Source organism: Pseudomonas sp. QL9 (genome assembly GCF_041409665.1).
GTDB classification, from domain to species: Bacteria; Pseudomonadota; Gammaproteobacteria; order Pseudomonadales; family Pseudomonadaceae; genus Pseudomonas; species Pseudomonas knackmussii.
In genome coordinates, this window is the sequence record NZ_CP166971.1 from 3,910,094 (window position 1) to 3,926,409 (window position 16,316).

At 66.5% G+C, this 16,316-nt stretch carries 19 protein-coding genes; 11 read left to right on the top strand and 8 right to left on the bottom strand.

Features of this window, described 5'->3' with window-relative positions; translation table 11 throughout:
* Positions 1-18: 18 nt before the first annotated feature.
* Complete coding sequence (gene acpA / locus ACA097_RS18315) at positions 19-1,716, top strand: acid phosphatase (protein WP_371365083.1); 1,698 nt, start codon at positions 19-21, stop codon at positions 1,714-1,716.
* Positions 1,717-1,820: 104 nt separating this feature from the next.
* A complete protein-coding gene (locus tag ACA097_RS18320; protein ID WP_160288204.1) occupies positions 1,821-2,225 on the top strand; it encodes a g-type lysozyme inhibitor in 405 nt (134 codons plus the stop codon).
* 46 nt (positions 2,226-2,271) lie between these two features.
* Here ACA097_RS18320 and cysZ read toward each other — a convergent pair whose 3' ends face one another.
* A complete protein-coding gene (cysZ, locus tag ACA097_RS18325) occupies positions 2,272-3,012 on the bottom strand; it encodes a sulfate transporter CysZ (RefSeq protein ID WP_043254765.1) in 741 nt (246 codons plus the stop codon).
* 89 nt (positions 3,013-3,101) lie between these two features.
* Positions 3,102-5,042 carry a diguanylate cyclase domain-containing protein gene (locus tag ACA097_RS18330; RefSeq protein WP_371365085.1) on the bottom strand — a complete coding sequence of 647 codons (1,941 nt, stop codon included), beginning with the start codon at positions 5,040-5,042 and terminating at the stop codon, positions 3,102-3,104.
* A gap of 359 nt (positions 5,043-5,401) precedes the next feature.
* Here ACA097_RS18330 and trxB point away from each other — a divergent pair, with 359 nt between their 5' ends.
* Positions 5,402-6,349, top strand: a complete 948-nt coding sequence (trxB, locus tag ACA097_RS18335) for a thioredoxin-disulfide reductase (RefSeq protein ID WP_043254762.1) — start codon at positions 5,402-5,404, stop codon at positions 6,347-6,349.
* A gap of 285 nt (positions 6,350-6,634) precedes the next feature.
* Here trxB and ACA097_RS18340 read toward each other — a convergent pair whose 3' ends face one another.
* From ACA097_RS18340 to folM, 5 genes are all read right to left on the bottom strand, one after another.
* Positions 6,635-6,973, bottom strand: a complete 339-nt coding sequence (locus tag ACA097_RS18340) for a HopJ type III effector protein (protein ID WP_371365087.1) — start codon at positions 6,971-6,973, stop codon at positions 6,635-6,637.
* A gap of 13 nt (positions 6,974-6,986) precedes the next feature.
* A complete protein-coding gene (locus ACA097_RS18345; protein ID WP_043254758.1) occupies positions 6,987-7,310 on the bottom strand; it encodes a DUF1244 domain-containing protein in 324 nt (107 codons plus the stop codon).
* Between the two features lie 123 nt (positions 7,311-7,433).
* Complete coding sequence (folX, locus tag ACA097_RS18350) at positions 7,434-7,805, bottom strand: dihydroneopterin triphosphate 2'-epimerase (RefSeq protein WP_043254757.1); 372 nt, start codon at positions 7,803-7,805, stop codon at positions 7,434-7,436.
* Between the two features lies 1 nt (position 7,806).
* On the bottom strand, positions 7,807-8,367 hold the full coding sequence (gene folE / locus ACA097_RS18355; RefSeq protein WP_043254755.1) for a GTP cyclohydrolase I FolE: 561 nt from the start codon (positions 8,365-8,367) through the stop codon (positions 7,807-7,809).
* A gap of 31 nt (positions 8,368-8,398) precedes the next feature.
* On the bottom strand, positions 8,399-9,109 hold the full coding sequence (folM, locus tag ACA097_RS18360; RefSeq protein ID WP_371365090.1) for a dihydromonapterin reductase: 711 nt from the start codon (positions 9,107-9,109) through the stop codon (positions 8,399-8,401).
* A 285-nt stretch (positions 9,110-9,394) separates the two neighbouring features.
* Between folM and ACA097_RS18365 the strand changes: the two genes are divergently transcribed.
* Positions 9,395-9,847 (top strand): flavodoxin, encoded by a 453-nt coding sequence (locus tag ACA097_RS18365; RefSeq protein ID WP_371365092.1) that lies wholly within the window; start codon positions 9,395-9,397, stop codon positions 9,845-9,847.
* On the top strand, positions 9,847-10,317 hold the full coding sequence (locus tag ACA097_RS18370) for a cupin domain-containing protein (RefSeq protein ID WP_371365094.1): 471 nt from the start codon (positions 9,847-9,849) through the stop codon (positions 10,315-10,317). Before ACA097_RS18365 ends, ACA097_RS18370 begins: the two co-directional genes overlap by 1 nt.
* A 131-nt stretch (positions 10,318-10,448) precedes the next feature.
* Here the strand turns inward: ACA097_RS18370 and ACA097_RS18375 are convergent, their stop codons facing one another.
* A complete protein-coding gene (locus tag ACA097_RS18375; RefSeq protein ID WP_371365096.1) occupies positions 10,449-11,339 on the bottom strand; it encodes a LysR family transcriptional regulator in 891 nt (296 codons plus the stop codon).
* Between the two features lie 96 nt (positions 11,340-11,435).
* Between ACA097_RS18375 and ACA097_RS18380 the strand changes: the two genes are divergently transcribed.
* The 6 genes from ACA097_RS18380 (at position 11,436) to ACA097_RS18405 (ending at position 16,278) form a co-directional block, all read left to right on the top strand.
* Complete coding sequence (locus ACA097_RS18380; protein ID WP_371365099.1) at positions 11,436-11,813, top strand: CidA/LrgA family protein; 378 nt, start codon at positions 11,436-11,438, stop codon at positions 11,811-11,813.
* Positions 11,800-12,486, top strand: coding sequence for an LrgB family protein (locus tag ACA097_RS18385; protein ID WP_371365101.1), 687 nt, complete (start codon positions 11,800-11,802; stop codon positions 12,484-12,486). The genes ACA097_RS18380 and ACA097_RS18385 overlap by 14 nt, the downstream gene beginning before the upstream one ends.
* A gap of 186 nt (positions 12,487-12,672) precedes the next feature.
* Complete coding sequence (locus ACA097_RS18390; protein ID WP_043254740.1) at positions 12,673-13,449, top strand: class II aldolase/adducin family protein; 777 nt, start codon at positions 12,673-12,675, stop codon at positions 13,447-13,449.
* Positions 13,449-14,342: an alpha/beta fold hydrolase gene (locus ACA097_RS18395; RefSeq protein WP_160288992.1), complete on the top strand. Its 894-nt coding sequence runs from the start codon at positions 13,449-13,451 to the stop codon at positions 14,340-14,342. The genes ACA097_RS18390 and ACA097_RS18395 overlap by 1 nt, the downstream gene beginning before the upstream one ends.
* Positions 14,343-14,482: 140 nt before the next feature.
* Positions 14,483-15,394, top strand: a complete 912-nt coding sequence (locus ACA097_RS18400) for an SDR family oxidoreductase (protein ID WP_043254736.1) — start codon at positions 14,483-14,485, stop codon at positions 15,392-15,394.
* Positions 15,395-15,510: 116 nt separating this feature from the next.
* Positions 15,511-16,278 (top strand): crotonase/enoyl-CoA hydratase family protein, encoded by a 768-nt coding sequence (locus tag ACA097_RS18405; RefSeq protein ID WP_371365104.1) that lies wholly within the window; start codon positions 15,511-15,513, stop codon positions 16,276-16,278.
* Positions 16,279-16,316 lie beyond the last annotated feature (38 nt).

The window sequence follows — 16,316 nt, forward strand, 5'->3', positions numbered from 1 at the left end:
GCCTTGGGGGACTGCGCGATGAGCGACAAGCACGACAACGACAACGCTGCCAACGACAACCCGGACGCCTTGCCCGACGCCAGCCGCCGGCGCTTCCTCGGCGGCGCCGCCGCGCTCGGTGCGGGCGCCGCGCTGGTCGGGTTGGTCGGCGAAAGCCCGGCCCAGGCCGCCGAGGCCGCACGCGAGTTGAGCGGCGCCGAACTGGACAAGGCGCTGCGCGAGCAGGTCAAGACGGTGGTGGTGATCTACGCCGAGAACCGCAGCTTCAACAACCTGTTCGGTGACTTCCCCGGGGTGGAGAAGCCGCTGTCCTCGCTCAAGCCCGAGGACTACCAGCAGCGCGACCGCGACGGGAGCGTCCTGGAAAAACTGCCCAAGGTTTATGGCGGTGTGCTGCAACTCGGCCAGACCCTGGAAGGGGTGAGCTACGCCGAGGGCGTGCAGTACCAGGAGGACCTGCCGAATGCACCCTTCGCACTCAAGGGGCCGCAGGGCGAGGACCTGCCGCTGGGCCTGGTGACCCGCGACCTCTGGCACGTGTTCTACCAGAACCAGATGCAGATCAACGGCGGGCGCAACGACATGTTCGTCGCCTGGGCCGACTCCGGCGCGCTGCCCATGGGCTACTACGCGCAGACGCCCTACAGCCTGCGGCTGTGGGACCTGGCGCGGGAGTACGTGCTCTGCGACAACTTCTTCCAGGGTGCCTTCGGCGGCTCCTTCCTCAACCACCAGTACCTGATCGCGGCGACCCCGCCGGTGTATCCGGATGCGCGCAACTCGCCGGCGCATACGCAGATCGCCGAACTGATGAGCGACGACCCGGCCGACCCGCGGCTCAAGCCGCAGGAGGGCTCGCCAGCCAGCGTTACGGGTGGCGCACCCAAGTTTGGGCCGAGCGCACTGACGCCGGACGGCTTCGCCGTGAATACCATGATGCCGCCGTACTGGCCGACGGTGCAGCGCGATCCGCAGCGCCCGGACTACGCGCTACCGGATCAACCCAACGTGATGGTGCCGCAGAAGCATGAGCACATCGGCGACAAGCTGAGCCGCAAGGGCATCGACTGGGCCTGGTACGCCGGCGCCTGGGCGGCGACGCTGGAGCAGTACAAGAACTCCGGCGGCATCCCGAAGATCCCGAATTTCCAGTACCACCACCAGCCGTTCAACTACTTCGTCCAGCAGGGCCCGGAACATGCCGAGGAGCGTGCGCGGCGCCTGCGCGACGCTGGCCTGGGCGACGATCCGTCGAGCAACCGATTCTTCGCCGACGCCCGTGACGGCAAGCTGCCGGCGGTGACCTTCTACAAGCCGCAGGGCAACCTCAACATGCACGCGGGCTACGCCGACATCGCCAGCGGCGACCGGCACATCGTGCGCGCGGTGAAGCACCTGCAGGAAAGCCCGCAGTGGGCGAACATGGTCATCGTCATCACAGTCGACGAGAACGGCGGCTGGTGGGACCACGTGGCGCCGCCCAAGGGCGACCGCTGGGGCCCCGGTTCGCGGGTGCCGGCGCTGGTGGTATCCCCCTTCGCGCGCAAGGGCACGGTGGACCATACGGTCTACGACACTGCATCGATCCTGCGGCTGATCACCCGGGTGTTCGACCTGGAGAAGCTCGACGGCCTGAAGCTGCGCGACGACGCCATGATTTCCCGCGGCCAGCTGCCCATGGGCGACCTGACCGCCGCCCTGCGCTTCACCGCCTGAGCGGTCGTCGCCAGGCCCGGACTCCTTGGCTACGCTGGGGAGTCCAGGCAGCCAGGAGCGTTCCTGGCCGCAGCGCCTTCATCCAGCCCAGGGAAGCCCGGACCATGAAGAAGTCATTGTTCCTTTCGATGCTCATCGCCTTGTTCTCGCCCATCGCGCTGGGTGCCGACAAGGTCACGACGGTGCCGGTGCACTTCGCCAAGGGCGCCAGCAACGCGCAGCTCAAAGGGACTTTCGGCGGTTACGACAGCATCGAGTACACCCTGTCGGCCAAGGCGGGCCAGCGGATGACGGTGAAGATCAGCGGCAGCAGCAACGCCAACTTCAACGTGTTCGCCCCGGGCAGCAAGCCCGGCAAGGCGGAAGCATTGGGCAGCGGCAGCGTCGGCACGGACTGGAGCGGCGCGCTGCCGGCATCGGGGGAATACCGCGTGCAGGTCTTCCAGATGCGCGCCTCGGCGCGGCGCGGCGAAAAGGTGCCGCACACCATCAGCATCGCCATCGAATAGTCAGGATGTCGTGCGGGCGGCGCCGAAGCGCCGCCCGGAGGCGCGCTCATTTGACGAGCGCTTTATCGCCCTCTTCGCGCACCCAGAACAGCACCGCGCCGGCCACGGCGGCGGGCATGATCACCAGGTTCACCACCGGGATCAGCAGGCCCAGGTAGGTCACGCCGCCGAAACCCATGCAGCTCCAGCGCTTGCTGCGCAGCCAGGCGAGCATCTCGTGCCAGCCGAGCTTGTGGTTGTCTGCCGGGTAGTCGATGTACTGCACGGCCATCATCCACACTCCGAACACCAGCCACAGCGGAGTGGCGATCAGGTTCACGCCGGGGATCAGGCTGAGGATGAACAGGCCGATCGCGCGCGGCAGGAAGTAGCCCAGCTTGCGCATTTCGCGGGCGACGGTGCGCGGCACCATGGCGGCCAGTTCCCTCCAGCTGAATTCGGGGAACTCGTCCTTGCCGCGCACCACCACTTCGACCTTTTCCGCGAGGAAACCGTTGAACGGCGAGGCGATCAGGTTCGCCACCAGGCTGAAGCCGAAGAACAGGATCAGCAGCACCAGCAGGACGAACAGCGGCCAGAGGATGTACTCGAGGAAGTCCAGCCAATGCGGCAGGCTCGGCATGAACCAGTCCACCCAGTGGCGGAACTCGCTCACGGCGAAGCCGATCAGGCCGGCGAACAGCAGTACGTTCACCGTCAGGGGCAGCAGCACGAACAGGCGCAGGCCCGGACGCATCATCAGTTTCAGGCCTTCACCGAGGTATTGCGGGCCGCTCAGGGTCGACATGAAGCATCTCCTTGGAAATCCAGGCTGCGACCTTAGCAGGGAGCCCGCAGCGCCGCGAGCCGGCTGTATTGCCAGTCGTTAGACGCGCCTCAGGATGGTGTGCGCCGGGCGAAGCGATTGCGCTCGCGCTTGGCCTGGTACATGGCGCTGTCGGCGGCCTGGATGAGCGCTTCGGCTTCGCCCGCGTCGCCCGGATAGAGGGCGATGCCGATGCTGGCGGAGAGGAAGTCCAGGCACTGGCCGGCGGCATGGTAGTCGGCGTTGAGGCTTTCGAGCAGGCGCGCGGCCAGGCGCTCCGCGGTCGGCGCGTCGGTGCTCTCGACGAGCACGGCGAACTCGTCGCCGCCCAGGCGGAACGCCAGGTCGGGTTGGCGCAGGCTTTCCCGCAGGCGCTTGCCGACCTCCGCCAGCACGGCGTCCCCGGCCGCGTGCCCGAACTGGTCGTTGACCGGCTTGAAGTGGTCCAGGTCGATATACAGCAGCGCCACGTTGCTCTTTGGGGCGCAACGCTGCAGCGCCTGCGGCAATTGCTCGGAGAAGGCCTTGCGGTTGCCCAGGCCGGTGAGGGTGTCGCGGTAGGCGAGGTCGAGCAGGCGCTGCTGGTAGGCCACCTGCAGGCTGATGTCGCGCAGGATGCCGCGCATGCCGGCGAACTGGCCCTGGGCGTCGAGCACCGGCGAGACGCGGGTTTCGAAGCTGATGCGGCGGCCGTCGCGGTGTTTGATCGGGGTGATGAAGCCGGTCTCGGCTTCGCCTTGCAGGACCTGCTCGCGCAGGTCGCGGGCGCGCTCGATGTCCTGCGGGTCGAGCAGTTGGCGGTAGGAGCGGCCAACCACCTCCTCGACGCTGTAGCCGAGCATGCGGCAGAAGGCGGCGTTGACCTGCATGACGTTCCCTTGGCCGTCGGTCTCGAAATAGCCATCGCGGATGCTTTCGAGGATGAGCCGGTCGCGCGCCTCGCTGCGTTCCAGGCGCGCGAGCATCTGGTTCAGCTCGCCGGCTAACTGACCGATCTCGTCGTGGCCCATGTCGCTCAGGCGGGCCGGGGCTGACTCGCCACCGATGGCCGCCACTTCGCTGTTGACCCGCTGGACGCGGCGGATGATCCACAGTTCCAGGGCGATATAGGCCAGCAGCAGCGCCGCAAGGACGATGAGCAGCGCCATGCCGAGGAATAGCTGGATTGCCTCGCGACCCTGCTCGTAGGCCTGGCGCAGTTGGCTGATCTCGACGCGAAATTGCGGTTCGCCTCGGGAATCGAGGTAGAGCAGGGCGCCGCGCTGCCTGCCGTTGGCCAGCTCGCGCGGGCCGACCAGCGTGGTGCCGTTGGGGCCGATGGTGCCCAGGGCGCGCCAACCTTCCCCGGGCGGCGTGCCGGGCAGCAGTTGCAACTGGGCGTCGAGCTGTTCTTCCAGACGCTGCCGGCGCTCGTCGTCGAACACGACCCCGGCGACCAGGGCCCCGCGCGGCGGCGCCAGGCCGGTGTTGTCGCTGATGGGGACGCTCATCAGCATCAGCGGTACGCCGTCGATTTGCAGCCACTGGCTCAGGCTATGCCCCGGGCCTGCCGTCATTTCCAATGCGCCAAGGGTCATGACCTTGCGCATGATGTCATTCTGCAGCTGGGCCAGGGGCGGCGAAGAGCCGTCGAGCGCGCTGTGATTCTCGAGGCGCTGCTGATTCCATCGTTCGCCGGCGCGCTGGCCCTTGGTGTCGAGGAACACCACGAAGTCGAAGCCCAGGTGGCCGATCAGGTCCAGGTCGAGATTCTCCTCGACGAAGGCTTCGGTCGGTTGCCGCATGTAGCGGTAGCTGGCATCCCACCAGGCGTAGGTCCGCACGATGTCCAGGTAGCGCTTCTTCTCGAAGTCCAGGCGGGCGCTGAGGATGCGCACGTCGTCATACAGGCGCTGGCGGTCGTTGCGGTCGAAGCGGTCGAGCAGGATCCAGCCCGACAGCAGCCAGACCCCCGCCAGGCTGACGGCGAGTAGCGGAAGGAACAGCCAGAGGAGGCGGGCGCGTAGGGTCATTCCGAGAATGCAGGTCGGAGGGGGCCCCTAGAGTCTAGTCGGCCCTGTGTCTGGAATAGCGGAGCTCTATCGTCGGCATTGAATTTCGGCATTTCGCCGATCTGCGCCCAGGCAGTACGCTGCGCCACAGTTTCAGTCGCGACCGAGGCGACCGGCAATCCGGAAAGTCCCTGACATATCTCAAAGGGGTTGTAGGGAGATTCTGTCAGTCTTTGCTCGTGGGTGAGCCCACAGCAGCATCGCTCTCTCCTGTCGATGCGGTCCTCCTCGCGATTGTGCGTTTAGCGGGAGCTGCCACTGCTTCCTACCTTCCCCCAGGTACTCGGCAGCTCCCTTTTCTTTTCGACGAGGAGTCAGTCATGTCCGAAGTTCGCCATGCCCGCGTGATCATCCTGGGATCCGGCCCCGCCGGATATTCCGCTGCCGTCTACGCTGCCCGCGCCAACCTCAAGCCGCTGCTGATCACCGGTATCCAGGCCGGCGGCCAGCTGACCACCACCACCGAAGTCGACAACTGGCCGGGCGATCCCCATGGCCTGACCGGCCCGGCGCTGATGCAGCGCATGCAGGAGCACGCCGAGCGCTTCGAGACCGAGATCGTCTTCGACCACATCAACGCCGTGGACCTGGCCGGCAAGCCCTTCGTGCTGAAAGGCGACAGCGGCACCTACACTGCCGACGCGCTGATCATCGCCACCGGCGCGAGCGCCCGTTACCTGGGGCTGCCTTCGGAAGAGGCGTTCATGGGCAAGGGCGTTTCGGCCTGCGCGACCTGCGACGGCTTCTTCTATCGAAATCGCGAAGTGGCGGTAGTTGGCGGCGGCAACACCGCGGTCGAGGAAGCGCTGTACCTGGCCAACATCGCCAGCAAGGTCACCCTGGTGCACCGTCGCGACAGCTTCCGTGCCGAGAAGATCCTGCAGGACAAGCTGCGGGCGCGGGTGGCCGAGGGCAAGATCGTCCTGCAGGTCAACGCCCAGGTGGAAGAAGTGCTGGGCGACGACATGGGCGTCACCGGCGTGCGCCTGCGCCACAACGACGGCAGCAGCGACGAGCTGAAGGTCGACGGCCTGTTCGTCGCCATCGGCCATACGCCGAACACCTCGCTTTTCGAAGGTCAGTTGGCGCTCAAGGACGGTTACCTGGTGGTCAACGGCGGCCGTGATGGCAACGCCACCGCGACCAACATCGAAGGGGTGTTCGCAGCCGGCGACGTCGCCGACCACGTCTACCGCCAGGCCATCACCTCGGCCGGCGCGGGCTGCATGGCGGCGCTGGACGTGGAGCGCTACCTCGATTCCCTGTAACGGCCCCCAAGTGCCGGCGTGCAGGACGGAGCCCCGCTGGTCGGGGCTTTTTCCTGGGTGGGCGGCGGCGTCCTGTGGGAGCGGATTCATCCGCGAAAATCCCCGCACCGATTCCAACCTGTCGGCGAGCGCCATGCTCGCGATCGCGGCCATGGGCCGCTCCTACAGGGAGCATCGTGCCGTGCGGTTCGCGAGCAAGCTCGCTCCTACAGGGAGGGAGATCCCGGTATCCACCGCCCAAGAAAAAGCCCCGGATGTGCGGGGCTTCTTCATATCAACTCGACCTCAGCCGCGGCGCGACAGCGGCTGGCGCTCGAAGCGCACGCCGGCGAGACCGGTGGACTGCAGCGCGCGGATGTTGGCGTGGTCGGTGCCTTCCGGGGTCTCGCGGACCGCGCGGTAATGCTCGCCGAAGGCCAGCAGGGTTTCCTCCTGGCTCAGGCCTTCGAGGATGGCGAAGCCCAGGGTCTTGCAGGAGCCTTCGTTCTGCCCGGCGGGGTTATCCACCGCGCCGTTGCTGAAGGCGCTCGGGGTGTAGCTGTAGTGCTCGGCGATAAATGCCAGGGTATCGGTGAACAGGTGTTGCTCGCTGCGCAGGCGCGCGCGGAAATCGGTGAGGGTCATCAAGGCGAACTCGTCAATGCTTCTTGGCTGTGTCGAAGGCGGCCTGCTGCTCGGGCGAGGCTTCCTTCTGGTATTTGGCCTTCCATTCGGCGTACGGCATGCCGTAGATCTCTTCGCGGGCCTGTTCGGCGCTCAGTTCCAGGCCGATGTCGTCGGCGGCCGCCTTGTACCACTTGGACAGGCAGTTGCGGCAGAAGCCGGCCAGGTTCATCAGGTCGATGTTCTGCACGTCCTTGCGGTTGCGCAGGTGCTGCACCAGCGTGCGGAAGGCCGCGGCCTCCAGTTCGGTGCGTTGTTCCTGGCTGAGGTCGGTGATCGAATGTTCTGGCTTGCTCATGGCTCGGGCTCTTCTGCTAGCGCGTCGTCGCGGGAGGTCGGAAGGGGCGATTCGGGGCTGGGCAGATTCTAAGAGCCGGAACGGGCGCCAGCAACGCCCGCGCGGCCGATGCCGCCGGCCGGTTCAGCGGCGGGCGGCGAGGGCGATGGAGACCGACTCGGCGAAACGCAGGGCGTGCGGCTTGTCCACCTCGACCTCGGCGTAGTGCACCGCCGGGTGGGCCATGACCAGGTCGAGCAGCTCCTGGGTCAGGCGTTCGAGCAGCGCGAAGCGGTTCTCTTCGACGTGGGCGATGATCGCCTTGGTGATGGTGCGGTAGTTCAGCGCGTGCTCGATGTCGTTGACCTGCACCGCTTCCTGCGAGGGATAGAGGATGGTCAGGTTGATCAGCACGTCCTGCTTGTTGAGGATTTCCTCCTCCTTGATGCCGATGTAGGTGCGCACGCGCAAATCCTTGATGCGGATTCTCGCCATGCCCGGCTCCAGCTGCGTCATTTCAATGGCTCCGCTTGATCAGTTGCAGGAATTCCTGGCGGGTGTTGGCGGACTCGCGGAAGGCACCGAGCATCACCGAGGTGAACATCTGCGAGTTCTGCTTCTCCACGCCGCGCATCATCATGCACATGTGCTGGGCCTCGATCACCACCGCCACGCCGGCGGCGCCGGTGATGCGCTCGATCGCCTCGGCGATCTGCCGGGTGAGGTTCTCCTGGATCTGCAGGCGGCGCGCGAACATGTCGACAATGCGCGCCACCTTCGACAGGCCCAGCACTTTGCCGGTGGGAATGTACGCCACATGGGCCTTGCCGATGAAGGGCAGCAGGTGGTGTTCGCACAGCGAGTAGAGCTCGATGTCGCGGACGATGACCATTTCGTCGTTGTCCGAGGCGAAGAGCGCGCCGTTGACGATCTCCTCCAGGCTCAATTCGTAGCCGTGGCACAGGTAGCGCATGGCCTTGGCCGCGCGCTTGGGCGTGTCGAGCAGGCCTTCGCGGGCGGGGTCTTCGCCCAGGCCCAGGAGTATCTCGCGGTAGTGCGCGGACAGTGAGTCGCTCATGTTCTTCGTTTTCCTCGCGCCGGGAGGGCGCTCATTTGAGGTGGCGCCCGCCGTTGACGGTCAGGGTAGTACCGGTGACGTAAGGGTTGTCCAGCAGGTAGCGGACGCTCTGGTAGATCACTTCGGCGCCGGGCTCGATGCCCAGCGCCGACTTGGCCAGGGTGCGCTGGCGATAGGCGTCGTCGTCGCCTTCGTTGAACAGGATCAGCGCCGGGGAGATGCCGTTGACCTTGATCTTCGGCGCGAAGCGCGCGGCGAAGGACAGGGTGAGGTTGTCCAGGCCGGCCTTGCTGGCGCTGTAGGCGATGCGGTTGGCGCTGCCCTTGCGTGCCACGTCGTCGCTGACGTGGATGATGTCCGCCGGCTGCGAGCGCTCCAGCAAGGGCGCGCAGTGCAGGTTGATCAGGTAGGGCGCGAGCATGTGCACGCTGAACAGCTCGCGGAAGGCGTCGGCCTCGTGGCCGGGCGTCTCGCGGACCCAGTCCGAGGCGTTGTGGATGATCGCGCGCAGGCTGTCGGTGTGGGCCTCCACCTGTTCGATGAAGGCGAGGATGCCGGCTTCGTCGGCGAAATCGGCCTGCAGGCAGGTCGCGCCGTGCTCGCGCAGCTGCGCCACGCCGGGCTTCTCGCTGCGGTAGCTGGCGATCACCGGCTGGCCGGCTTCGAGCAGGCGCAGCGCGCAATGCAGGCCGATGCGCTGGCTGGCGCCGGTGATGAGTATCGGAGGGAGACTCGAGGCCATGCGATTTCCGTTATCGAAGGTGAAAGACCTAGCGGCTTACTGGGGATAAAACGTATACCAGCAAGAAGATTTGTACAAATCGTTTTGCGCCCAATGCCGCATCAAAAAGGGTGAAACTCCTTGAATGCTGGCGCATTTTGTCAGCGAATCGATAATCTTGGATAAATTTTCTTGTACGAAATTTGTGTTTTGTACAATTTTATTCCGGGCTCGTACAATTCTCTGCCGGGTCGCCGCGGCTCGATTGCGTCATAATGGCCGCCTTTGTACGCCATTGGAGTCCCCATGAAAGTCGCCATTCTGTCCGGGTCGGTCTACGGCACCGCCGAAGAGGTCGCGCGCCACGCCAAGCGCCTGCTGGAAGCCGCCGGCCTGGAAACCTGGTTCGAGCCGCGCGCCACGCTGGAAGCGCTGGTCGCCGCCGACCCGCAGGCCTTCCTGACCGTGACCTCGACCACCGGGTTGGGCGAGCTGCCGGACAACATTCAGCCGCTGTACTACGCCATCCGTGACCGCCTGCCGAACTGGCGCGGCCTGCCCGGCGGGGTGATCGGCCTGGGCGACTCCAGCTACGGCGACACCTTCTGTGGCGGCGGCGAGCAGGTGCGCGAGCTCTATGGCGAGCTTGGCGTGCGTGAAGTGCTGCCGATGCTGCGCCTGGACGCCAGCGAGACGGTCACCCCGGAAACCGACGCCGAGCCCTGGATCGCCGATTTCATTGCCGCGCTGAAAGGCTGATGCACCCGCGCGTCCGGCAGCTGATCGAGACCCTGCAGCTCGCCCCGCATCCGGAGGGCGGCTTCTATCGCCGCGTCTTCGAGTCGCGGCTGGCAGACACGTCGGGCCGGCCAAAATCCTCGGCGATCTTCTTTCTCCTGCCCGCCGGCGCGGTGAGCCGCTGGCACCGGGTCGATGCCGACGAGCTCTGGCATTGGCACGAAGGCGGCTCGCTCGAATTGCTGGTGGCAGAAGCGCCGGAAGCCGAAGTTCGTCGCGAAATCCTCGGACCGGTGGGCGCGGGCAGCCTGCCGCAACGCGCGGTGCCTGCCTACGCCTGGCAGGCGGCACGCTGCCTGGGCGATTACGTGCTGGTGGGCTGCACGGTTTCGCCGGCTTTCGAGTTCGCCGGGTTCGAACTGCTCGCGGGCGATGTCGAGGCGCAGCGCGAGTGGCCGCGGTTGATGGCGGAGTTTCCTGAGCTGGTCTAAGTCGCCGCGCAGTCTGTAGGAGCGGATCTCATCCGCGAACGGCCACGCACGGTGTTTCCCCGACGGAGCGCGCCATACGCGCGATTTCGCGGACAAGGTCCGCTCCTACGAAGGGCAGTACACCGCAGGCTTCACGGGCGGGGATGCAACGGAAACTCCTCCAGCAGCGCCAGCCACGCCTTCGCCGCGTGCGATAGATAGGCGCCGCGGCGCCACATGAAGCAGATGTCCCAGCGCAGGTCCGGCTCGCTCAGCAGCACCCGTTTCACCCCCGGCCTTTCCACTTCCTTCGCCACAGCCCTCGGCAGCAACACCACCCCTTGTCCGGCGGCGACCAGCGCGCCGAGGAAGTCCGCCTGGCCGCTGCGGCCGCCTTCGCGGGGCTCGAAGCCGGCCTCGTGGCAGGCGCGCAGCAGGCGGTCGTTGAGGGTGAAGCTCTGCTGGTAAAGCAGGAAGGGCGTGTCGGCCAACTCGCCGAGGACGATGCTGTCGCGCCCGGCGAGCGGGTGCTCCGCCGGCAGCAGCGCATCCAGCGGCTCGTTGCAGAAGGGCTGCCAGTCGAAACCCGGATCGTTCGGGGTGAGCGCTCCGGCCAATTCCAGTTCGCCGGCGTGCAGCGCCTGCTCCAGGCTCTTGCTGCCGCCTTCCACCAGGTGCACCTGGATGTGTGGATAACGCTTGCGGTACTCGGCGAAACGCCAGGCGAACAGGGCGTCGGCGCCGAGCAGCGGCAGGCCCAGGCGCAGTTCGCCACGCCTCATCTGGCTGAGGTCGTCGAGCTCGGTATGCAGCTCGCGTTGCAGGCGCAGCATCTCTTCGGCACGGCGCAACACCACTTCGCCGGCGGCGGTCAGGCGGACGTGCGGGCCGCTGCGTTCCAGCAGTTGCACGCGCAGGCTCTGCTCCAGCTGGGCGACCTGCTTGCTGATCGCCGACTGGCTGGCGTGCAGTTGCACCGCCGCCTGGGTGAAGCTGCCCTGGCGTACCACTTCGGCGAAGCTGCGTAGCTGGCGGAATTCCATTTTGGAATGGCCTCGATTCGAACAATTCGTTTTGGGGATGGTAGACCCGGACTTATCCTGAACGCCATCCCGAACCCATGCCAGGCAGGCCCCGAAATGATCCGTCGCATCGCTCGTCTGAGCCTCGAACTCGCTGCACTGGCCGCCATCTGGTGGTTCGGCGGCTGGCTGGCCAAGGCCGCCGGCCTGCCGCTGCCGGGCGGGGTGATCGGCCTGGGCCTGCTGCTCATGCTGTTCGCCAGCGGGGCGATCCGCCCGAGCCTGCTGCAGGGCGGCGCCGGCCTGCTGCTGGCGGAGATGCTGCTGTTCTTCATCCCCGCGCTGATGAGCCTGCTGGATTACGGCCCGCTACTGCGCAGCGAGGGCTGGAAGATTCTCCTGGTGATCATGTGCAGCACCCTGCTGGTGATGCTGGTCACCGCGCTGTCGGTCGAAGGGATGTACCGCTGGAGGTTGCGCCATGAGTCTCGATAAGCAAGCCCTGTTCTGGTTGGCGCTGACCCTGGGCGGCTACCTGTTCAGCCGCCAGCTTTACCAGCGCGTGCGCTGGTACGGATTCGCGCCCATCGTGTTCGTCCCCGCGCTGCTGTTCGCCGTTGCGATCCCGCTGCACGCGCAGTACGCCGACTATTCCCGCGACACCAACTGGCTGGTGGCGCTGCTCGGCCCGGCCACCGTGGCGTTCGCCGTGCCGATCTGGCAGCAGCGTGCGTTGCTCGCTCGCAACTGGCCGGCGCTGCTGGTCGGTATGTGTGCAGGCTCGGCGGTAGCCATCGGCAGTTCCTGGGCGCTGGCCAATGCGCTGGCGCTGGACAACCAGGTGGCGCTGTCGCTGGTGCCGCGCTCGATCACCACGCCGCTGGCGATGGAAATGTCCCACGACCTGGGCGGCGTGCCGGAGTTGACGGCCGCCTTCGTGATGATCACCGGGGTGTTCGGCGCCCTGGCCGGCGGCCTGCTGATGAAGCTGCTGCCGCTGCGTTCGACTCTCGCACGTGGCGCGCTGCTGGGGGTTGGCGCGCACGGTGCTGGCACTAGCCGGGCTTATGAGTTCGGTGGCGAGGAAGGTTCCACCGCGGGGCTGCTGATGGTCCTTACCGGGCTGTTCAACCTGCTGCTGGCGCCGGCCGTGGCGCTCTGCCTGTAGCTTCGTAGGATGGCGTTGAGCGGAGCGAAACCCATGCCGCATGGGTTTCGTACCTCAACCCATCCTACGCATCCTGGAATTCCTCATCATACATAGGATGGGACTGTCAGACCCCCGACAGTTCCGTCATCCACGTCTCACTAGACTGCCCCCATCGAACAACAACAACCGATGAGGACAGCCCCCATGAATGCCGCCACTCCCGCTCCTTCCGTCAAGGACCAGGTATCCGAGGCCGAATGGCAGACCCGCGTGAATCTCGCCGCCTGCTACCGGCTGATCGCCCTGCACGGCTGGGACGACCTGATCTTCACCCACATCTCCGCGCGAGTGCCGGGCACCCACGATTTCCTCATCAACCCGTACGGCATGATGTTCCACGAGATCACCGCTTCCAGCCTGGTGAAGGTCGATCTCTCCGGCAAGAAGCTGATGGACAGCCCTTACGACATCAACCCGGCCGGCTACACCATCCACAGCGCTGTGCATGAAGTGCGCGACGACGTCGATTGCGTGCTGCACATCCACACCGCCGCCGGCATCGCCGTTTCGGCGCAGAAGCAGGGCCTGCTGCCGCTGTCGCAGCAGTCGCTGTTCGTGCTCTCGAGCCTGGCCTACCACGGCTACGAAGGCGTGGCGCTGAACCATGACGAGAAAGGCCGCCTGCAGGCCGACCTGGGCGACAAGAATTTCATGATCCTGCCCAACCACGGCCTGCTCACCGCATTCCCGACCATCGCCGACGCCTTCCTCGGCATGTTCACCCTGCAGCGCGCCTGCGAGGCGCAGATCATGGCGCAGAGCGGCGGTGTCGAACTTATCCACATTCCGCAGCAGATCCTCGATGGCGCCAAGGCGATGGTCGCCGGTGTCACCCGCAGCAAGCAGGGCATGGGCGGGCAACTGGCCTGGCCGGCGCTGCTGCGCAAGCTCGACCAGCAGATGCCCGGGTACGCCGAGTGATGGGCCTGGCCGGCATTCCCCTGGGCGACTGGCGCGCCCAGGGGAGCACCTTCGATTTCAACGGCCACGCCATCCGTTACTGGTCGGCCGGCAGCGGCGAACCGCTGCTGCTGATCCATGGTTTTCCCACCGCCGCCTGGGACTGGCACTACCTGTGGCAGCCGCTGACCGCGCGCTACCGGGTGATGGTCTGCGACATGCTCGGTTTCGGCGACTCGGCGAAACCGCGCAAGCATGACTACCGCATCCTCGAACAGGCCGATCTGCAGGAAGCCCTGTTGCGGCACCTGGACGTGCACGAGCCGGTGCACCTGCTGGTCCACGACTACGGCAACAGCGTTGCGCAGGAGTTGTTGGCGCGGCACGAGAGCGGAAAATTCCGCCTCGCTTCCTGCGTGTTCCTCAATGGCGGTTTGTTCCCCGAGACGCATCGCGCGGTGCTCTCGCAGAAGCTGCTGCTCAGTCCGCTGGGCGGCTTCTTCGGACGCTTCTTCGACCGCGCCAAGCTGGCCGCCAACTTCGCCAAGGTGTTCGGTCCGCGCACCCAGCCCAGCAGCGATGAGCTGGACGCGTTCTGGAGCCTGATCGCCTTCAACGACGGGCCGAAGGTGATGCACCGCCTGATCCACTACATCCTCGACCGCCGCGAACACCGCGAGCGCTGGGTCGGCGCCATGCAGAAGACCCGCGTGCCGCTACGCCTGATCGACGGGCCGGTCGATCCGATCTCCGGCGCGCACATGGTCGAGCGTTACCGCGAGCTGATTCCCCAGCCGGACACGGTGATGCTCGAGGGCATCGGCCACTACCCGCAGACCGAGGCCCCGGAGCAGGTGCTGGCGCACTACCTGGCGTTCCGCGAACGCCTCGCCCCGCTCGCCAAGCGCGCCTGAAACCCGCGTGGGGCGGGTGCCGGTGCGCCGGCATCATCCCCTCGCGTTATCGAGCACCATTCAGGTCCGGCGTCTTGGTTGTGACCGAAATGCGCTTACCCGACACTCGATAAATACTTACCTGCCACGGAGTTCCAACCATGAGTGATGCCCTGCGTTTCGATGACAAGGTCGTGATCGTCACCGGCGCTGGCGGCGGCCTCGGTCGTGCCCACGCCCTGCTGTTCGCCAAGCATGGCGCCAAGGTGGTGGTGAACGACCTGGGCGGCAGCACCCATGGCGAAGGCGCCAACGCCTCGGCGGCCGACCGTGTGGTCGCGGAGATCCGCGCCGCCGGCGGCACCGCAATCGCCAACCATGACTCGGTCACCGACGGCGACAAGATCGTCCGCCAGGCCGTGGAAGAGTTCGGTCGCATCGACGTGGTGGTGAACAACGCCGGCATCCTGCGCGACAAGACCTTCCACAAGATGGAAGACGCCGACTGGGACCTGGTCTACAAGGTCCACGTCGAAGGCGCCTACAAGGTGACCCGCGCCGCCTGGCCGCTGATGCGCGAGCAGGGCTACGGCCGGGTGATCTTCACTGCGTCCACCTCGGGCATCTACGGCAACTTCGGCCAGTCCAACTACGGCATGGCCAAGCTCGGCCTCTACGGCCTGACCCGCAACCTGGCGCTGGAAGGCCGCAAGAACAATATCTTCGTCAACGCCATCGCCCCCACCGGTGGCACCCGCATGACCGAAGGCCTGATCCCGCCGCAGGTGTTCGAGCAGCTCAAGCCCGAACTGGTCAGCCCGCTGGTGGTGTACCTGGGCAGCGAGCAGTGCCAGGAAACCTCCGGCCTGTTCGAGGTCGGCGGCGGCTGGATGGGCAAGGTGCGCTGGGAGCGCAGCCTGGGCTTCGGCTTCGATCCGCGCGAAGGCTTCGATGCCGAGGATGTGGCTGCCCACTGGCAGCAGATCACCAGCTTCGAGGACGCCGTGCATCCGGCGGACAACGTCGAGGCGCTGCGCGAGATGATGGCCAACCTGCAGAAATACGTCGGCTGATCGGGACAAGCGGACGGGCGGAACGGCCAGAGTGCTGTCGCCCGCGCCGCGACGCAGTAAGGTGAAAGGCCGGCGCAAGCCGGCCTTCGCTTTTTCCGCCTGCCCTGGAGTCCGCCATGAGTGTGATCGTCGAGAAGAATGGCCCGGTTACCACCCTGATCATCGATCGCCCGGCGGCTCGCAATGCGGTCGACCGTCCCACCGCCGACGCCCTGAGCGAGGCTTTTCGCGAATTCGAGGCTGACCCGCAAGCGCGCGTCGCCGTGCTGACCGGCGCGGGCGGCACCTTCTGCGCCGGCGCCGACCTGACGGCGGTGGCCGAAGGCGGCGAGCGACGCAACCGCCTGGAAATGGAAGGCGATGCGCCCATGGGGCCGAGCCGCATGCACCTGACCAAGCCCTTGATCGCTGCCATCGAAGGCTATGCCGTGGCCGGCGGACTGGAGCTGGCGCTGCTTGCCGACCTGCGGGTGATGGCCGAGGACGCGGTGTGCGGGGTGTTCTGCCGGCGCTTCGGCGTGCCGCTGATCGACGGCGGCACCGTGCGCCTGCCGCGCATCGTCGGCCAGGGCCGGGCGCTCGACCTGATCCTCACCGGCCGCCCGGTGGCCGCGCAGGAGGCCTTGAACATGGGCCTGGCCAACCGTGTGGTTGCCAAGGGCGAGGCGCGTGCCGCGGCAGAGGACCTGGCACGGGAGATCGCCGAGTTTCCCCAGGGCTGCATGCTGGCCGACCGCGACAGCGTCTACACGCAGTGGAACCGCTCGCTAGACGTGGCGATGGCCAATGAGTTCCAGGGTGGCCTTATGGTCATCCGCAGCGGCGAGACCCAGGCCGGCGCGCAGCGTTTCGCCAACGGAGAGGGGCGCCACGGCAAGTTCTGAAAGACATGAAAAAGGGCGGCTGGCGCACGCGCGCCAGC

Coding starts and splice junctions, on each gene's coding strand:
- acpA (WP_371365083.1), top strand. CDS start 19: ATGAGCGACAAGCACGACAACGACAACGCTGCCAACGACAACCCGGAC.
- ACA097_RS18320 (WP_160288204.1), top strand. CDS start 1,821: ATGAAGAAGTCATTGTTCCTTTCGATGCTCATCGCCTTGTTCTCGCCC.
- cysZ (WP_043254765.1), bottom strand. CDS start 3,012: ATGTCGACCCTGAGCGGCCCGCAATACCTCGGTGAAGGCCTGAAACTG.
- ACA097_RS18330 (WP_371365085.1), bottom strand. CDS start 5,042: ATGACCCTACGCGCCCGCCTCCTCTGGCTGTTCCTTCCGCTACTCGCC.
- trxB (WP_043254762.1), top strand. CDS start 5,402: ATGTCCGAAGTTCGCCATGCCCGCGTGATCATCCTGGGATCCGGCCCC.
- ACA097_RS18340 (WP_371365087.1), bottom strand. CDS start 6,973: ATGACCCTCACCGATTTCCGCGCGCGCCTGCGCAGCGAGCAACACCTG.
- ACA097_RS18345 (WP_043254758.1), bottom strand. CDS start 7,310: ATGAGCAAGCCAGAACATTCGATCACCGACCTCAGCCAGGAACAACGC.
- folX (WP_043254757.1), bottom strand. CDS start 7,805: ATGACGCAGCTGGAGCCGGGCATGGCGAGAATCCGCATCAAGGATTTG.
- folE (WP_043254755.1), bottom strand. CDS start 8,367: ATGAGCGACTCACTGTCCGCGCACTACCGCGAGATACTCCTGGGCCTG.
- folM (WP_371365090.1), bottom strand. CDS start 9,109: ATGGCCTCGAGTCTCCCTCCGATACTCATCACCGGCGCCAGCCAGCGC.
- ACA097_RS18365 (WP_371365092.1), top strand. CDS start 9,395: ATGAAAGTCGCCATTCTGTCCGGGTCGGTCTACGGCACCGCCGAAGAG.
- ACA097_RS18370 (WP_371365094.1), top strand. CDS start 9,847: ATGCACCCGCGCGTCCGGCAGCTGATCGAGACCCTGCAGCTCGCCCCG.
- ACA097_RS18375 (WP_371365096.1), bottom strand. CDS start 11,339: ATGGAATTCCGCCAGCTACGCAGCTTCGCCGAAGTGGTACGCCAGGGC.
- ACA097_RS18380 (WP_371365099.1), top strand. CDS start 11,436: ATGATCCGTCGCATCGCTCGTCTGAGCCTCGAACTCGCTGCACTGGCC.
- ACA097_RS18385 (WP_371365101.1), top strand. CDS start 11,800: ATGAGTCTCGATAAGCAAGCCCTGTTCTGGTTGGCGCTGACCCTGGGC.
- ACA097_RS18390 (WP_043254740.1), top strand. CDS start 12,673: ATGAATGCCGCCACTCCCGCTCCTTCCGTCAAGGACCAGGTATCCGAG.
- ACA097_RS18395 (WP_160288992.1), top strand. CDS start 13,449: ATGGGCCTGGCCGGCATTCCCCTGGGCGACTGGCGCGCCCAGGGGAGC.
- ACA097_RS18400 (WP_043254736.1), top strand. CDS start 14,483: ATGAGTGATGCCCTGCGTTTCGATGACAAGGTCGTGATCGTCACCGGC.
- ACA097_RS18405 (WP_371365104.1), top strand. CDS start 15,511: ATGAGTGTGATCGTCGAGAAGAATGGCCCGGTTACCACCCTGATCATC.